This is a genomic window from Halanaerobaculum tunisiense (assembly GCF_054657635.1).
Map to the genome: position 1 here is coordinate 24,595 of NZ_BAAHYI010000017.1, position 17,360 is coordinate 41,954.

Here is a 17,360-nt window from a genome sequence, read left to right on the forward strand (position 1 = left end):
CCTCCTTTTAACCCCTAAGTTCTTCTAGACTATTCATCACTTGACTAACAGCTTCTATAGGCTTAACCACCAATAGTACAGTGTCATCCCCAGCAATAGTTCCGATTACATGTTCTAAATCACTATTATCAAATAAAGAAGCTATTCCTTGAGCAGTACCTGGTAAAGTATTAACTACAATCAAATTTTCACTATAGTCAATACCTACAACTGAATCTTGGAACATTCTTCTCATTCGTCCTTCTACATTAACCTTCTCCTGATGTTGAGGTGGCAATGAATACTTATAACCGCCCTGATCCATAGGAACTTTAATTAAACCTATCTGTTTGATATCTCGAGATACAGTTGCCTGAGTAACTTCAATCCCGGCTGCTTGTAATCTAGTAGCCAATTCTGCTTGCGTTTGGATATCTTCTTCTTGGACTAATTCAATAATCTTTAGTTGTCGTTTACTCTTCATTGTACCCCTCCTAACTGTTAAAATTCATTATCCTGTAATCTATTGCGTAATACCTGATAAAAATTATAATCATTTAATTTAATTAGTTTAATCACTAGCTCTGATTTACTAACCCGCACTATATCTTGGGAGGCTAAATTAAAAGTATTCTGCCCATCAACAGTCAACACCACCTGTTGGTGATCAGCTTCTACTTGCACCTCTATTTCCTCATCCTCGCGAACCACAATTGATCGAGCATGTAGAGTATGAGGACAAATAGGAGTTATAATTAATGAATCCAAGCGAGGACTAACAATTGGCCCCCCAGCTGATAAAGAATAAGCTGTAGACCCTGTAGGACAAGCTATAATTAACCCATCAGCCGGATAAGTAGCTAGCACTTGATCATCTATCTTAGTCTTTAAATTTATAATCCGAGCAAAAGGACCTTTAGTTACGACAATATCATTAGCTGCTACTGTCTTATTGATAACCTCACCCTCTCTAATCACTTCTCCTTGTAACATCATTCGCTCTTCAATATTATAGTCTCCAGCCATTAGCTTTTCTAGTCCTTCGGCTAATCTATCAACTTCAACATCAGTTAAAAATCCTAATTTACCTAAATTGATTCCTAGTAAAGCTACATCACTAGTAGCAAAATTACGGGCTATCTTCAGAAAAGTACCGTCTCCTCCGAGAATAATCACCGCTTCTGCCTGGGAAACTAATTGATCATAATTAACAGTCTCCACTTGTCTAGCCAATAATTCAGCACTAGCTGCATCCACAATATAATCCTGATTATAATCATCTAATAAATCACAAACCTGTTCTAAAACTCGAGGCGTTGCTTCTTTTTTCTTATTAGCAATTATTGCTATCTTATCCACAAGACTACCTCCTATTCCTTTAAATCTTGTTGAGCTCTACTAACTACTTTTGCTACCTTAGTCTCCCAGTCAGTTGCTGACTCTTCTGGCTGACAACTAAAATAAGCCAAGTATTCTATATTATGCCCTTTGCCACCAGTAATAGGAGAATAGGAGAGATCTAAAGGAGACAATCCCAATTCAGAGGCACAATCCAAGATCTTATGGATTACCTCCTGGTGGATTTGGGGATCTTTAACTACTCCTTTAGCTCCTACCTTATCTGGGCCAGCTTCAAATTGAGGTTTAATTAAAGTTACAATTTCTCCAGTTGGTTGTAATAACTTAGTTAAAGCCGGCAAAATTTTAGTTAACGAAATAAAAGCTACATCAACTGTTCCTAAATCACCTAATTCTTCAATATCATCTGCTTCTAAATACCGAGCATTAGTCTGTTCCATACAAACAACCTGCTCGTGATCACGTAATTTCCAGGCTAATTGATTATAACCTACATCAATAGCGTATACTTTAGCAGCGCCTTCTTGTAAAGCACAATCAGTAAATCCTCCTGTAGAAGCACCAATATCAACTACAGTCTTACCCTCTACAGTAATCGCAAAAACTTCTAAAGCCTTCTCTAATTTCAAACCGCCCCGACTAACATAGGGATGGACTTGGCCCTTAACTCTAATATCAGCTGTAAGATCTATCTGGGTTCCTGCTTTATCAACTTGTTGATCATTGACATAAACTAACCCGGCCATAATTGCTCGTTTAGCTTTAGACCGACTGGGAAAAAGTCCTCTATCTCTAACTACTACATCTAGTCGTTCCTTAGTGGCCATCTTATCCCTCCATTTTAGACTTGATTTGATCTTGAATCCCGGCTACATTTAATCCATACTCTGCCTTTAATTCCCTCTGCGAACCATGCTCTATAAATTCATCTGGCAATCCAATCCGTTCTAGATCGACTTGTTGGTTAGCATCCACTAGTAACTCAGCTACTGCACTACCAAATCCACCAGCTAAATTATGTTCTTCGATAGTAAATAAAAAATCATGTTTCTGGGCCAACTCAAGAATCAACTCCTGATCTAGCGGTTTCACAAACCGACTATTAACTACTGTTAAATCAATTCCTGTTGGTGCTAACTTTTGCGCCGCATATAGAGCAGGATAGACCATAGAACCAATAGCTAAGATTGCTCCGTCAGCCCCCTGGCGTAAAACTTCTCCTTGTCCAATTTCTAATAGTTGTGGGGTTGTTAAATCAACTCCTACTCCTGCTCCTCGAGGATATCTAAAAGCAATAGGACCAGCTTGATAATTAGCTGCTGTCTTGACCATTGACTGTAATTCTGCTTCATCCTTAGGAGCCATAACTGTCATATTAGGCACATGGCGTAAATAAGCAAAATCAAATACCCCATGATGTGTTTCTCCATCTCGACCAACCAAACCAGCTCTATCTAAAGCTAATTTAACAGGAGCCTGTTGGAGACCTAGATCATGGATGATTTGATCATAAGCTCGTTGGAGAAAAGTAGAATAAATAGTCACAAATGGCTTAGCCTCTTGTAAAGCTAAACCAGCCCCAAAAGTTACTGCATGTTGTTCGGCAATCCCTACATCAAAGAAACGATCCGGAAAGTGCTCTTTGAAATCACCAGTCCCTTTAGCCATAGCAGCTGTAATAGCTATAATCTCATCATCATCCTCAGCTAAATCAAGTAAAGTTTGACTATAAGCTTGCGTATAAGTTAACCCTTTCTTTTCCGTCTTAGCTTTACCGGTTCTGATATTAAACGGGCCAACTCCATGATAAGCTGAAGGATTCTTTTCTGCTGGAGGATAACCCTTTCCTTTCTGCGTTACAGTATGGATTAAAACTGGACCACCAATCTGTTGAGCATGAGTAATATGTTCTTGTAAGATATCAATATCATGTCCATCTATAGGACCTAGATAGGTAAAACCTAATTCCTCAAATAAAATCCCCGAAACTACTAAGTATTTAATAACTTCTTTTACCTTCTCAGCCGTCTTTAATACCTGATTTCCTAAAGCAGGAATTTTAGTAATTAACTTTTGCACTTCGCTCTCGGCCTGGTGTAGCTGAGGGTTGGCCCGTAACTTATCCAGATAATTAGAGACGGCTCCTACATTTTGGGAGATAGACATTTCATTATCATTTAGCACTACCACTAAATCCTTATCTAAATCACCAGCATGATTTAGTGCTTCAAAAGCCATTCCTCCTGTTAAAGCTCCATCGCCAATCACGGAAACTATAGTTTCCTCACTACCTTGTAAGTCACGAGCTGCAGCCATTCCTAAACTAGCCGAAATGGAAGTACTACTATGACCCACATCCAGATGATCATGTTCACTTTCTTCCTGCTTAGGAAAACCACTCATCCCTTTAAATTGACGCAAAGTAGCAAACTCCTCTTGGCGGCCTGTAATTAGTTTATGGGCATAAGCTTGGTGACCTACATCCCAGACTATCTTATCCTGGGGACTATCTAAAACTGAATGAAGGGCCAACACAATCTCTACTGCCCCTAAAGAAGAAGCTAAATGGCCACCTGTTTGAGCTAAATTAATAATAATCTCTTGTCTGATTTCTTCTGCTAAAGAATATAATTTTTCAGTTGTTAAAGAATTTAAGTCCTGAGGTCTATCTATCTGGGCTAATAAATCAGTCATAATTACAAATCACCTTCCACAAATACTTATTAATGATCTCGATCTATAATATAATCAGCCAAACTCAATAAGATTTCTGCTTCTGGGCCAAAAATACAGACAGCTTCCTTGGCCTCCTGGCATAATTCTTGAGCTCTTTCTTTAGCCTCTTCCAAACCATATAAAGCAGGAAATGTAGCTTTCTGACGGTCTAAATCACTTCCTACATCTTTACCTAAGGTAGCAACATCTCCTTCAATATCCAAGATATCATCAACTATTTGAAACGCTAACCCTAAATTTTGAGCATAAGTACTAAAAGCAGCTAATTCTTCTTGATTAGCACCAGCTAAAACACCGCCTATTCTAACAGCTGACTTTAATAAAGCCCCTGTCTTATGCCGGTGAATATAATCCAATTCTTGTTTGCTAATCTGTTTAGTTTCAGCTTCTATATCTGCTACTTGTCCACCTACCATCCCTTGGTTACCTGCTGCAACAGCTAACTCATTTGTAGCTTGTAATACTCTATCATTAGGGAGATGTTCTAGCTGAGCCATCATCTCAAAAGCTAAAGTCAATAAAGAATCTCCAGCTAACACAGCCAGACCAGTACCAAATACCTGATGGTTGGTAGGTTGGCCCCGGCGATAATCATCATCATCCATACAAGGTAGATCATCATGAATTAAAGAATAATTATGTACCAACTCTATAGCACAAGCAGCTGGTAAGACATCATCATCACTGCCTCCTACTAATTTAGCTGCTACTAAAGTTAAAATAGGTCTTAATCTTTTACCTCCAGCCAAAACACTATACCGCATGGCCTGGTGTAATTTAGTAGGCTTGTCATCTTCTACTGGTAAATAATTATCCAAAGCCTGATCAATCAACTGTCTTTTGGTCTCTAGAAATTCCTTAATTTTCATTATTCGCCTCACCTTCTAACTGATATGGTTCAATCTTAATTTCATTAGCCTCTTGTTTAATAATTCTTATTTTTTCTTCTGCTTGCTCTAACTTTGTAGAACAAAACTTAGCCAATTTAACTCCTGTAGCAAACTTGTCTAGTGATTCTGATAAAGATAATTCCTTAGTTTCTAGTTTAGTAACAACTTCTTCTAACTGTTCCATTGCTTCTTCAAAAGACAATTCATTATCAGTCATAACCTTAATCCACTCCTCACTCACTTAACTACTATAATTCACTACATCTATTTTAGATTAGAAATTCATTCCCTGCATTAAATCTCCTGCTGTTTCCTATTAGTTTATCCCTAATAGTCTTTCGCTATGATTATATCATTTCAACGACTAAAAATAAATCATTTCCCTATATTAGCAATCCTAAAATAAATAAAGAGCAACCCACTACAGTTGCCCTTTATAAATCATTTAATTTTTGCTTAGGAATTTGACTTGCCTGGTCTAAAGCCTGTAAAGTAGAATCAGCAGTATCTAAATAATTTCTCATCTGACTTACATAATCATTTAAAGTCTGAAGATGATTAGAAAAAGACTCTGTTTTTTGAAAGAAGATAAATAAGATAATTAATAATAACAAAAAATCACTATTAAGATAATCAGTAATTGCTTGTTGACTATCAGTAGCTTGTTGGTTATCAGTTGTTTCTTCTGTTATCACTTCAAAATCATCATTTGCCATATCACTATCCCTCCTCAAATTTCCTCTGCTCTTTATATTACATTCTATGAAAAATCAAAAAAAGTGTGATTTTTTTTATTGTTACTAATATATTTAATAACAGAGAAGGAGGGATTTAGATGTATCAAGATGACTATCTTTTCTTTCCCGAAGCCCAAACAGTTGATAAATTACTTAGTGTTCTTAATGTCCAATCCCAAGAACAACTAGAACCAAATAAAATGATTAGTATTTTGGGCTTGCTGAATCTATTAAATGTGGTTAGTATAGCTCAAGATGGAGATATCTCATCTCTATCCAATCTTGTAGGCGATAACTCTAATAATCCATCTAATAATAATTCTCAACAGATCCAGCAACTAATTAATTCTGTAGGTAATAATAACCAGAATAATAATAATCAATCTGACTTACCGCTGGATAATATTATGAATCTATTAAACTCTGGTAATAATAGCGATAATAAACTCGATCCATCAATCCTGCTTAAATTAATGAATCTCTTTAATCAAGTAAAAAATAATAACAAATCTTCAGCCAATGAAACTACTAAAGAGACTAATGAACCAGTTAAATCTGAACCTTATAACCCAGAAGAAGAAAACGAAGAATAAACTGATTTTTATCCTCACTTAACAAGCTAAAACTGATTTAATAGATCAAGTGCTTTATCAGTTTTAGCTTGTTGTTTTTCTTGATCATAGTTTACTTGATTATTAGAACTTATAGTCGCTTTATTATACTTTATATCCTGTAATAAAGAATAATTTCTATCTACTAGTTCTTTTAACTCCTCTAAAGAATTATCTTCTTCTGTTAAATAACTCTTAATTGCGCTAATAACAAACTCATATTGACCACTACTTTTTATTTCCTCTTTTATTTTTTCTACTTCTTGATTAGTAAATTCATCTTCTTTAAGTCGCAGTTCCAGAAAAGAGCCATCACGAATTTCTACCATTATCATCATCACCTACTTCTAAATCTGAAGTAGTTGCTACTTCCTGACGCACAATATTATCTACATCCTCTTCTTCACTCTCTGGGGACTGGTTTGGTCTATCTTCTGTTGGCTCCTTTTTTAGCGGTTGAGAAGTATCATCTTCACTATTTTCTTCTTGTCTATGTAAGGCAAATCCTAACTTTATATAACCTCGACAATTACTAAATTGGGGATTCTCATGAATCTGTTCACAGGGAAAGCCTGTTAAGTACTCATTAAACTTATCAAATAACAATAAAGCAGCACCACCGGTAACCAAAATTTTATCAATCATTAAATAGGATTCCCACCGATTTTTAATTTGAAGAGCTATATCCTTAGCTAATCTATCAATAGCCTGTTCTTTTATATCTGAAAAGTTATAAACTTGATTTCTAACTTTAATTTTATCTTCACCGGCTAGAATTTGTCTTTTAATTATATCTTGGGAAACATCAATTTCTAATGAATCTTGAATCTGTTTGAAGACTCTTTTTCTGACTCCATCATTAAAGGAAAATGGTGATCCTTTAATCAACTCTCCTTCATTAAAAGCTACACAATCTATAGTTAATCCTCCTAAATCAACAACTCCTAGCCCCCCCTCCATATCTGTTGTTACAAAGCCACTCTCATCCATAATAAAGTCATAGTAAGAAGCTAACCCTTGCGGAATAATAGTAGCTTGTCTAATTTCAATTTTTTTAGGAATAAACTCATTATTGATATTCTTAAACTTTACTTTAAAATTATTCTCCAGTTCATCTTTGAATGTTTCTTTATGCTTTTCATAATACTTAATTGGTAAACCAGTAATCAAATTATTAATTACTACTTTATCAGCCTTAGGATGTAATAAACAAATTCCCGATAATAATTTAGCAAACTCCTCTGGTTCCTCATATTTATCCCCTGATAAAGAATAAGCAATTGAAGAGGACCGTTGATTTAAAACATAGTCTCCTACTCTATAGACATTAGAATCAGCAGTCTCAATTTGAATAATCATCTTTTCCGGGTCAAATTCTTCTACTAACTTTCCTCTACTCTTTAGGACTTCAAAAGAAGAATCAGCTAACACTCCTTGTTCTTCTTCTTCTGCTAAAGAAGGAAATAATAATTCTTTATCTTTAGTTTTTAGTTTGACTGAATCATAGCCTAAATCAACTCCTAACACATTAGAATTTTCGATTCTCATTATTGCTCACTCCTTTTAAGATTTGTTTGCCGTTGTTATTAACTGAATAAAGTTTTTGGCGCCCTACTGAATTTACATTAATCAATAATGCCCCACTTAACTTATTTAAAATTGAATTAATACCTGATTTACTAGTAATCAAGTTGCTCTGTTCCTTTTTAGCTAGTACTTTTACTAATCCAATAATATCTTCTTTATTACTAATCCCATTTTCTGAAATTACCTGTAAGATAAACCAGTCTGATGGAGATAAATTATCTGCTACCACTTCCAAACAATCCTGGCAAAAGTCCATAGTAACCTCCTTTCTGATTCATTCATCAATCCATCTATCTATATTATAACTTCGTTGTAAGTTTTTGTCAATCAAATAATTATACCTAATTTAATAAGTAAAATCAGATCTACTTCTAATTTAATTACTATACAAAAAAGTAGATGCCTTAAGGCATCTACTTTAAAAACTGCTCACTTATTTTTCAGCTATCTGTTCTTGCATCTTTTGATCTAAAAAATCATCTAAATCTTTCTTCCGCACAATCCACTTACCACCTAATTTAATCCCCGGCAAATCACCATTATTCAACATATTATAAATGGTAGTCTCCGATCGGTTCAAGTACTTAGCTACATCTTTAACTGTCATGTTCTCCTTATCCATTTATGACTCCTCCTTACCTCTAATCAGCCCCTTTTAGTTATTTTATTAATAATATGGAAAAAAATACTTTACAATTATATTATACTAAAAAAATAATTAGATTTTCAATATTTTTCTTAATTCTATTTAAAATCTTCTATTTTACCGGTTATAACATCTTCTACCTTACAATGTAATTTACCATCTTGAACAACTACTTCAATCAGATCATTAGCAGTTACTTGATTAACTGACTTAATTTCTGTTTGGAGCTTATTCTGCTTACGACTTAAAGAATAACCTCGTTCTAAAATTTGGAGCGGTGATAAAGAATGAAGTTGATCCATGATTGAATTTAACCTTTCCTCTTGATCAGCTAAATTATCAGTCAGTGCTTTATCCAGTCGGTCACTTAACTCATCCACTCGTTGACTAGCTAGACTCCAGTTATCCTCAGGTCTTGTAAAGGCCCTTCTCTGTAGTAGATACTTTAGTCTTTCTTGACTTGCTGTTATTTTATCTGTTATAGCTTGATATAAATTAGTTTTTAATCTATCTAAATAACGCTTAATCTCCTGTCTATCCACCACTACTAATTCTGCAGCAGCCGAAGGAGTAGCTGCTCTTAAATCAGCTACATGATCTGCTATAGTATAGTCTGTCTCATGACCTACAGCAGAGATAATAGGAATTTCGGACGCAAAAATAGCTCTAGCTAACTCTTCCTGATTAAAAGCCCATAAATCCTCTAATGAACCGCCACCTCGACCAATAATAATTACATCCAAATCATAATTATGTAGTAGATCTAAAGCCTGCAGTAAACTTGCTTCTGCCTTATTGCCTTGAACAGTAGCTGGAGCAATTAATAACGAAGTATTAGAAAATCTCCGTTGAATAACACTAATTATATCCTGAATAGCTGCTCCTGTAGGAGAAGTAATAACTCCTACTGACTGAGGTACTTGGGGAATTGCTTGTTTATGTTTTTTAGCAAATAATCCTTTCTGATCTAACTTCTTCTTTAGTTGCTCAAAAGCAATCTGGAGTTCTCCTTTACCTGCCTGCTTAAGATCAGTAACTTGGATCTGATACTCTCCACGAGGTTGATAGACATTAATTCGTCCTTTAGCTACTACTTGGCTTCCCTCTTGTAGATCAAAATCTATCTTTTGGGCTTGATTACTAAACAAAACTGCCTTTAGCTTAGCTTGCTGATCTTTGAGAGTGAAATAAATATGCCCCGAAGAGCTATGCCGATAATAATTAGAGACCTCTCCTCTAACTACCATCTGCTGGAGGTGCGGATCAGAGATTAATACTTCTCTAATATAAGCAGTCAACTGGGAAACAGACAAAATATCTTCCATAGTATCTACCCGCGACGGTTTTTACAAGCAAGTAGAGTATTTTTCATTAGACTAGCTATCGTCATCGGGCCAATCCCCCCTGGTACAGGAGTAATTGCAGATGCCTTTCTCTGTACCTCCGCAAAAGCTACATCTCCTACTAATCCATCATCTGTGCGATTAATTCCTACATCAATTACAGTTGCACCTTCTTGTACCAAATCTGAAGTAATAAAGTTAGGACTTCCGACAGCACTAACTAAAATATCCGCCCTTCTAGTATGTTTGCTTAAATTTTCAGTCTGACTATGACAGACAGTTACTGTAGCATCAGCTTGGAGTAATAAATTGGCTAGTGGTTTACCCACAATATTACTACGGCCCACAATAACTGCTTCTTTACCCTGTAAGTCAATCTGATATCTAGCTAACAACTCCATAATTCCTTGCGGCGTACAAGGTACAAATTGAGCCTTACCAGCTACTAACTGACCTACATTAACAGGATGAAAACCATCTACATCCTTTTCGGGAGCAATAGCTTCAATTACTTTCTCTTCCTTAATCTGCTTAGGAAGCGGTAATTGAACTAAAATACCGTCTACACTCTCCGCTTGATTTAATTCTTCTATCCTAGTCAGCAATTCCTCTTGACTAGTATCTGCCGGTAATTTAATAATTTCCGAGTTAATACCTACTCGTCGACAAGCTTTTTCCTTATAAGAAACATAAACTTCTGAAGCTGGATCAGCACCAACTAAAACCACTGTCAATCCAGGGGTGATATCTTGTTCTTGTAATTTTTCTACTTCTGCTGTAACTTCTGCTTCTAACTTGTTAGCTACTTTTCTACCATCTATAATTTTATCCTGACCTAATTTCATTTTAATTCCTCCTATTCCCTATTATAGCATATAAAGTTTATAATTAAAATATACTCTATTGTCTCAGATTCATAGTTTACTAGGCAAGAGTTTTCTCACTTCTGGAATTTTTTCAAACTCATCTACAGCTCACTGCTTAAAAATAAGGCTAATCTAATTAATGTTCTGCAAATTAGATAATTCAAGCCTTATTTTTACTCCAGTTCGCTAAGATTCGTTACTAAAAAATTCAAATGTCGTTGTGAAACTCTTACCTAGTAATTGCAAAAAGTTGCTTTAATTTTAATTTATTTAGAACAATCAGTGACCCGAAGGAAATACTCCTGGGGGGCGACTTGTGGTTAAAATAAGAGAGTAATATATGCTCTAGTATTTTTTGATATCTCCAATAACTCTTTAACCGTAGGAAGCATTGAAAGTAGCTTTAGTAACACAATAAAGAGGTGACCTCTCAGCCACCTCTCTTCCCCTAAATTTACTTTTCACTCTCAATATAATCAACAATAGCTTGAGCAGCCTGCTTACCAGCACCCATAGCTTCAATTACTGTTGCAGCACCTGTTACTACATCTCCCCCAGCGAAGACTCCTTCTTTACTAGTCATTCCTGTTGTGGCTTCAGTTTTAATTGTACCCCACTCAGTTGTCTCTAATTCTGGAGTATCATCAATTAAAATCGGATTAGGATCTTGCCCAATAGCCATAATTACTGTATCTACTTCCAGTTTAAACTCAGATTCTTCTATAGCAATTGGACGTCGCCGACCTGACTCATCTGGCTGACCTAACTCCATCTCAATACACTCCATCCCAGTTACAAAACCAGCTTCATCACCTAAGATACGAGTAGGATTATTCAATAATTTAAATTCTACCCCTTCTTCTTGGGCATGTTCTATTTCTTCTTCTCGGGCCGGCATCTCTTCTCGTCCCCGTCGATAAACAATCATTGACTCTTTAGCCCCTAGACGTAAAGCAGTCCGAGCAGCATCCATAGCTACATTACCTGCTCCTACAACTGCTACTTTATCTCCTATCTGAACTGGGGTCTTATACTCAGGGAACTTATAGGCTTTCATTAAATTAACTCGCGTTAAAAATTCATTCGCTGAATAAACGCCATTTAAATTCTCTCCTTCTAAACCTAAAAACTTAGGTAAGCCAGCTCCAGTTCCTACAAATACAGCATCATAACCTTCAGTAAATAACTCCTCTACTCCTTCGATCTTACCGATTACCTTATTTAATTTGATTTCTACTCCTAACTCTTTGATCTTCTCTACTTCTCGCTGAACTACTTCATTAGGTAATCTAAACTCTGGAATACCATAACTTAAGACCCCGCCTGGCTTATGAAAGGCCTCAAAAATAGTAACCTGATAACCTGACTTAGCTAAATCAGCTGCCGCCGTTAAACCTGATGGACCCGCCCCTACTACTGCTACCTGACCTTGATCCTGGTTAACTGACTCAACCTGTTCTGTATCACTGATATAATCAGCTACAAATCGCTCTAACCGACCAATAGCTACTGGTTCATTCTTGATCCCTACTATACACTCTGCTTCACATTGTTCTGCTTGGGGACAGACTCGCCCACAAATAGCCGGAAGATTATTTTTTTCTTTGACTTTATAAGCTGCCTGCTCAAACTCACCTGCTGCTATTAACGAAATAAATTCAGGAATATCAATTCCGACTGGACAACCTGCTTTACACTTGGGATTAGAACATTGGAGACAACGCTTAGCTTCTTTGATAGCTGTCTCTTCATCATAACCTAAAGCAACTTCACCAAAATTATCAATTCTATCTGTAGGATCCTGTTCTGGCATCTTATGTTTTAGTTCCTCTTGTGACATTGATGCTCACCTCCAGCATGTTGACACTGCTTAGCTTCCTCTTCCTGCTCAGTATAAAATTGTTGTCTTCTCAACTGCTCGTCAAAATCCACTAAGTGCCCATCAAAAGCAGGGCCATCTACACAAGCAAACTTAGTCTCTTCACCTACTGTTACTCGACAACCACCACACATCCCTGTCCCATCAACCATTAAAGTATTCAAACTAACTATCGTATCTAAACTATATTCAGCTGTTAAATCAGCTACTGCTTCCATCATAATCATTGGACCAATAGCAATAGCTAACTCAAAATCATTCTCTTGCTCTAATAATTCCTCTAAAACTCCTGTGACAAAGCCCTCATGACCTTGGGAACCATCATCAGTAGCTATATATAATCGATCACTTAGTTCCTTGAATTCATCTTCTAAAATCAATTTTTCCGCTGTCTGAGCTCCTAAAATATTAACTACTTCTGTTCCCTGCTGAGCTAGAGACTTAGCCTTAGGGTATAACGGAGCAACTCCTAAGCCCCCTCCGACACAGACTACCTTATCATAACCTTCTGTCTCAATTGGCTCACCTAACGGGCCAACTAAATCCAAAAATCCATCACCTACTTCTAAATTACAAATCTGGCGACTGCTAAAGCCAACCTCTTGCACAATAATTGTAATTGTTCCTTGCTCCCGATCATAATCAGCAATAGTTAAGGGAATCCGTTCTGCCTTCTCATCAACCCGGACAATTAAAAAATGACCTGGCTGAGCCTTAGCAGCTACTTCAGATGCTGCAACCTCAAATCTAACAATCTCTGGTGCTAAATTATCCTTAGCTACAATCTTATACAATTTATTACCCTCCTCAATATTCAGTTATATATTGTGTCACCACAGGTGACACAGTCGTCAGTAGATTTATCATGAAGTGGTCGTAAGACCCGAAAGGTGTGCTGTGTGCGGATGCTTTTTATCACGAAAAGTTTCTGTGAAACTTGTAGGATCAGAAGATTTTCACGGAGAGTCCAAAGGACTCGTAGGAATTCAAAACCTTTAAATTCAAAATCTAACCCCTTAAAATTACTATGTTTCAAGGAGTTAAATTAGATCTATGGTTTTGAATTTGATTTGGCTCACGACACATAGCAGACGACAGATAGCTGTGGCACGAAAGTGCCTCCTTAATACTATACAGTTACCTACAATTATATCACTCACGGAACTAAAAGCAAGAAAAAATAACAGGACCGGTAAAGTTGGCCCTGTTTTAAAGATTAATCTACTATTAAGCCCCATAAAAGGCTTGCTTATAAAGTTCTTTCATATCTTCTACTGTTGGCTCCTCCGGATTAGTAGCGGTACAAGGATCCTCATAAGCATTAGCAGCCATTCTATCCAAGACTTCCCTAAAGTCCTCCTCAGTAAAGTCCATCCAATCAATCTCACTAAAGGAATTAGGGATATCCAACTCTTCGTTTAACTCTCTAATAGCATCTGCTAAATTATCTACTCCTAAAGCATCTTCTGCTCTAGCAAATTTATCACCAGCCGCTTCGTAATTATACTCAATTACATAAGGCAATAAGATAGCATTAGCTAAGCCATGAGTAACATGAAGCTCACCACCTATTTTATGAGCTAAACTATGCACAATACCTAAAGAAGAGTTAGAAAAAGCCATACCTGCGATTGTAGAAGCATTATGCATCTTTTCTCTTGCTTCCATATCATCACCATCTTGATAAGCTTGAGGTAAGTACTCAAATACTAGTTTGATAGACTTTAACGCTAGTGAATCAGTATAGTCACTAGCACCTGTTGAAACAAAGGCTTCTACAGCATGAGCTAAAACATCCAGCCCTGTATTAGCTGTAATGTTAGCAGGCATAGTAGCTGGAATCTCCGGATCAACAATTGCAATATCAGGAATAATCTCCGGCGAAACAACTGGATACTTAATCTTTTCTTCTGTATCAGTGATTATAGAAAAGGCAGTAATCTCAGAAGCAGTTCCACTAGTGGACGGAATAGCAATAAATTTAGCTTTATTCCGTAATTTGGGCAGAGAACCAACCTCAACAATCTCTTCAAAATCAAGTTCAGGGTGTTCATAAAAAGCCCACATAATCTTAGCGGCGTCAATCGCTGATCCCCCACCAATAGCTACCACCCAATCTGGCTCAAAATCAAGCATTTCCTTTTTACCTTTTAGTACTGTCTTGACTGATGGATTAGGCTCTACTCCATCAACTACTCGAGAATCAATTCCTGCTTCTGCTAAATAATCTTGAGCCTGATCCAAAAATCCAAATCTGCGCATAGAACTACCACCAGTTACTAAGACAGCCCGTTGACCTTCTAACTCACTTAAGTAACTTAATGTCTTCTCACCAAATTCCACATCTCGCGGGATCATAAAAGAATTCATATCTAGTATCACTCCTTGTTATATTTTTAACAAATCGCCTTGTTAATAATATAACATGAATTGGCTTTCTAGTCAATCCTAATAAAAAACAGGAGTTTCTCCAAAGGAGTTGTTTCACCATGACTAATTATATCAAACTTAGCTACCAATTGAATAAGATTATTATTTTAGATATTGACTACCTAATTTGTCTGCAGCCAGGATTGCATTATATACTTTTTTAGCTGTCATTGGAGTAGTCATATTATGGATTGTTTCTCCTTCGACACAACTGGCAGAGGCAGCTTTCATTATCTCTTCATCTGTTAGATCTTCAAGTCCCATTTGCTTAAGGGTTACAGGTAAGCCTACACTTAAACAGAAGTTAATTACCTCTTCGATTTCTTCTAAATCACTATTTTCCAGTATTAATTGGACCAGAGTTCCGAAAGCAACCATTTCTCCATGCATAAAGTTTTCACTTTGAGGTAAGTTAGTAAAACCATTATAAATTGAATGAGCAGCAGCCAAGCCACCATTTTCTGCTCCTACACCGCTCAAATAGGTAGTGGCTTCAATAGCGTTTTCAAGTGCTTCAGTAACTACTCTCGTTTCTGCACTCATTTTTGCTTTATAGCCATCGCTTAATAATCTTTGATAGCAGAGTTTTGCCAGAGTAAATCCGGCTTCACTTACTTTACCGCTAACAAGGTTGTCCGCATTATTTTTATAACATTCCCGGGTTTCGAAATAGGTGCCCAGAGCATCACCCATACCGGCAGTTAAAAATCTAATAGGGGCATTAACAAGTATTGTGGTATCGACTATAACTACGTCAGGATTTGTGGGAAAGAATAAGTAATTATCAAAGTCGCCTTCATCGGTGTAAATAACTGATAGGGCTGTACAGGGTGCATCCGTAGCTGCCACTGTAGGACAGATAACTACTGGTAGATCTTCATAATAGGCCACTGATTTAGCTGTGTCCAGTGTCTGACCACCACTTACACCAACAATAACTTCGATATTATTTTCTTCTACAATTTTTTTGAGTCTATTAATTTCTGACATAGTGCACTGGCCATTAAATAATTCAAATTTTAGATCAGCATTACTATCCTGGAAGCTTTCTTTTATTTTATTTTTGGTAACTTTCATGGCTGTTTTACTGGCGATAATTAAAAAGGAATCTCCCAGGTTTTCAACATGTTCTTTGATTTCTGAAATTGCATCTTCCCCTTGAACATATCTGGATGGTGTTCTCATGATTTTTAACATTGATATCACTCCTCTTATATTTTGACCATCTTTATTATAACATTATTTTTTTAAAATATCAAAAAGTGGAAGACAATTATGATAGCATCAATTTTTTATAGGTTAATAATTAAAAATTTTTTTCCCAATCAAACAATTGCTTTTAAAGCTCTAGTTAAACCTGTCCTCCTTCCTATATTTATTCTTCAATTCTTTCTTATCTCCAACTTTATTTATTCCTTCATGAATATAAACTAATCTAGGTATTGCTTTCTTCCCATTTTGCAAAGCTACATGATCTTCATCTGCTTCTACATACAAACAGTTTACTTCCCGTTTTTCTGTTACTTCATTTAATTCATTGTTTTCTATTTGCCCTAGCTTTCTTAACTTATTCATCACTATTTGGTCATTTATTTCTAAATCATCTACTGCCTATTTACCTACCTTATTATAAGCATTTCTCGATGCTAAATCCACTAATTCAGCTTCTAAAGAGTTATTCATCCTTTGATATTTCTTTTTTACTATCTTCCATTCTTTTTTTCTTTTGGACTAATTCACATACACTTTTTTACGCTATCAAAAAAAGACACGGTAACCCGTGCCTTGAATTAACCTTCTATAATTGCTAAATTAATTACAAATTGATCTAGTTTAGTCTCTAACGGAACAGTTACTACCTTATCTGTAGCCATTGAGACTGTCTGCTCTAACTCTCCTTATTCAGACTCTATTTGGAACATATTCGTTAATACTTTATCAGTTGCTTGCAAAATAGGATCTATGTAGTGACTCATGTTATCAACTCCTTATTGATTATTAGCAACATACTCAGCAATTCGTTGGTTTTCATCAGCTACATGATTGATTAACCAGGTTAATACCCGACCGACCACTAAACTCCAGTGTTTCTTCAATTTTATCAGCCTTGACTTCAATATCATCTTCTCCTCTTACTACCTGTAAAAAAACATTAAAGCGTCTAAATAATTCTTTGTGCTACTTATCTACTGCTTCTACACCTATCTTAAAACTCTCTTTCCAAATCATATTAGTCACTCCTTTAATAGTCTTTTCCCTAGTTATCAATAGTTATTCCTGATTTCAAACCAAGACCT

The 17,360-nt window shown here is 36.2% G+C and carries 19 protein-coding genes and 1 pseudogene; 1 reads left to right on the top strand and 19 read right to left on the bottom strand.

The genetic code is table 11. The annotated features are described in order from the left end of the window. Window positions 1–7: 7 nt before the first annotated feature. The 7 genes from argR to ACYQ3D_RS12125 form a co-directional block, all read right to left on the bottom strand. The gene (gene argR, locus ACYQ3D_RS12095; RefSeq protein WP_459838635.1) at window positions 8–463 is read right to left on the bottom strand and encodes an arginine repressor; all 456 of its coding nucleotides are present in this window, start codon (window positions 461–463) and stop codon (window positions 8–10) included. 17 nt (window positions 464–480) lie between these two features. Next, window positions 481–1,338, bottom strand: coding sequence for an NAD(+)/NADH kinase (locus ACYQ3D_RS12100; RefSeq protein ID WP_459838636.1), 858 nt, complete (start codon window positions 1,336–1,338; stop codon window positions 481–483). 11 nt (window positions 1,339–1,349) lie between these two features. After that, window positions 1,350–2,165, bottom strand: a complete 816-nt coding sequence (locus ACYQ3D_RS12105) for a TlyA family RNA methyltransferase (protein WP_459838637.1) — start codon at window positions 2,163–2,165, stop codon at window positions 1,350–1,352. Between the two features lies 1 nt (window position 2,166). After that, window positions 2,167–4,032 (bottom strand): 1-deoxy-D-xylulose-5-phosphate synthase, encoded by a 1,866-nt coding sequence (gene dxs / locus ACYQ3D_RS12110; RefSeq protein ID WP_459838638.1) that lies wholly within the window; start codon window positions 4,030–4,032, stop codon window positions 2,167–2,169. A 29-nt stretch (window positions 4,033–4,061) separates the two neighbouring features. Then, entirely contained in the window at window positions 4,062–4,943 is an 882-nt protein-coding gene (locus tag ACYQ3D_RS12115) for a polyprenyl synthetase family protein (protein WP_459838639.1), read from the bottom strand. After that, window positions 4,933–5,181 (bottom strand): exodeoxyribonuclease VII small subunit, encoded by a 249-nt coding sequence (gene xseB, locus ACYQ3D_RS12120; RefSeq protein ID WP_459838640.1) that lies wholly within the window; start codon window positions 5,179–5,181, stop codon window positions 4,933–4,935. The genes ACYQ3D_RS12115 and xseB overlap by 11 nt, the downstream gene beginning before the upstream one ends. Before the next feature lie 217 nt (window positions 5,182–5,398). Then, window positions 5,399–5,680 carry a hypothetical protein gene (locus tag ACYQ3D_RS12125; RefSeq protein ID WP_459838641.1) on the bottom strand — a complete coding sequence of 94 codons (282 nt, stop codon included), beginning with the start codon at window positions 5,678–5,680 and terminating at the stop codon, window positions 5,399–5,401. A 119-nt stretch (window positions 5,681–5,799) separates the two neighbouring features. Between ACYQ3D_RS12125 and ACYQ3D_RS12130 the strand changes: the two genes are divergently transcribed. Continuing rightward, window positions 5,800–6,294, top strand: coding sequence for a hypothetical protein (locus ACYQ3D_RS12130; protein WP_459838642.1), 495 nt, complete (start codon window positions 5,800–5,802; stop codon window positions 6,292–6,294). Window positions 6,295–6,320: 26 nt separating this feature from the next. On the opposite strand, the gene ACYQ3D_RS12135 is transcribed toward ACYQ3D_RS12130, so the two are convergent. The 12 genes and pseudogenes from ACYQ3D_RS12135 to ACYQ3D_RS12190 all read right to left on the bottom strand — a co-directional run bounded on the left by ACYQ3D_RS12135 (window position 6,321) and on the right by ACYQ3D_RS12190 (window position 17,180). Next, window positions 6,321–6,641 carry a hypothetical protein gene (locus ACYQ3D_RS12135; RefSeq protein WP_459838643.1) on the bottom strand — a complete coding sequence of 107 codons (321 nt, stop codon included), beginning with the start codon at window positions 6,639–6,641 and terminating at the stop codon, window positions 6,321–6,323. Further along, window positions 6,625–7,860 carry a ParM/StbA family protein gene (locus ACYQ3D_RS12140; protein WP_459838644.1) on the bottom strand — a complete coding sequence of 412 codons (1,236 nt, stop codon included), beginning with the start codon at window positions 7,858–7,860 and terminating at the stop codon, window positions 6,625–6,627. The genes ACYQ3D_RS12135 and ACYQ3D_RS12140 overlap by 17 nt, the downstream gene beginning before the upstream one ends. Next, complete coding sequence (locus tag ACYQ3D_RS12145) at window positions 7,841–8,155, bottom strand: hypothetical protein (RefSeq protein ID WP_459838645.1); 315 nt, start codon at window positions 8,153–8,155, stop codon at window positions 7,841–7,843. Before ACYQ3D_RS12145 ends, ACYQ3D_RS12140 begins: the two co-directional genes overlap by 20 nt. Window positions 8,156–8,332: 177 nt before the next feature. Beyond that, entirely contained in the window at window positions 8,333–8,521 is a 189-nt protein-coding gene (locus ACYQ3D_RS12150; RefSeq protein WP_459838646.1) for a helix-turn-helix domain-containing protein, read from the bottom strand. A gap of 122 nt (window positions 8,522–8,643) precedes the next feature. Beyond that, window positions 8,644–9,870 (bottom strand): exodeoxyribonuclease VII large subunit, encoded by a 1,227-nt coding sequence (xseA, locus tag ACYQ3D_RS12155; protein WP_459838648.1) that lies wholly within the window; start codon window positions 9,868–9,870, stop codon window positions 8,644–8,646. Between the two features lie 5 nt (window positions 9,871–9,875). After that, window positions 9,876–10,733 (bottom strand): bifunctional methylenetetrahydrofolate dehydrogenase/methenyltetrahydrofolate cyclohydrolase FolD, encoded by an 858-nt coding sequence (gene folD, locus ACYQ3D_RS12160; protein WP_459838650.1) that lies wholly within the window; start codon window positions 10,731–10,733, stop codon window positions 9,876–9,878. Between the two features lie 475 nt (window positions 10,734–11,208). Next, window positions 11,209–12,594, bottom strand: coding sequence for an NADPH-dependent glutamate synthase (gene gltA, locus ACYQ3D_RS12165; RefSeq protein WP_459838652.1), 1,386 nt, complete (start codon window positions 12,592–12,594; stop codon window positions 11,209–11,211). Continuing rightward, on the bottom strand, window positions 12,576–13,427 hold the full coding sequence (locus ACYQ3D_RS12170; protein WP_459838654.1) for a sulfide/dihydroorotate dehydrogenase-like FAD/NAD-binding protein: 852 nt from the start codon (window positions 13,425–13,427) through the stop codon (window positions 12,576–12,578). The genes gltA and ACYQ3D_RS12170 overlap by 19 nt, the downstream gene beginning before the upstream one ends. Before the next feature lie 433 nt (window positions 13,428–13,860). Further along, window positions 13,861–15,003 carry an iron-containing alcohol dehydrogenase gene (locus tag ACYQ3D_RS12175; protein WP_459838656.1) on the bottom strand — a complete coding sequence of 381 codons (1,143 nt, stop codon included), beginning with the start codon at window positions 15,001–15,003 and terminating at the stop codon, window positions 13,861–13,863. Window positions 15,004–15,165: 162 nt separating this feature from the next. Further along, the gene (locus tag ACYQ3D_RS12180) at window positions 15,166–16,260 is read right to left on the bottom strand and encodes a glycerol dehydrogenase (protein ID WP_459838658.1); all 1,095 of its coding nucleotides are present in this window, start codon (window positions 16,258–16,260) and stop codon (window positions 15,166–15,168) included. Window positions 16,261–16,434: 174 nt separating this feature from the next. After that, window positions 16,435–16,638 (bottom strand): annotated as a pseudogene (locus ACYQ3D_RS12185) (UPF0236 family transposase-like protein); the annotation flags it as partial. Window positions 16,639–17,051: 413 nt separating this feature from the next. Further along, on the bottom strand, window positions 17,052–17,180 hold the full coding sequence (locus ACYQ3D_RS12190; RefSeq protein ID WP_459838660.1) for a hypothetical protein: 129 nt from the start codon (window positions 17,178–17,180) through the stop codon (window positions 17,052–17,054). Between the last annotated feature and the right edge of the window lie 180 nt (window positions 17,181–17,360).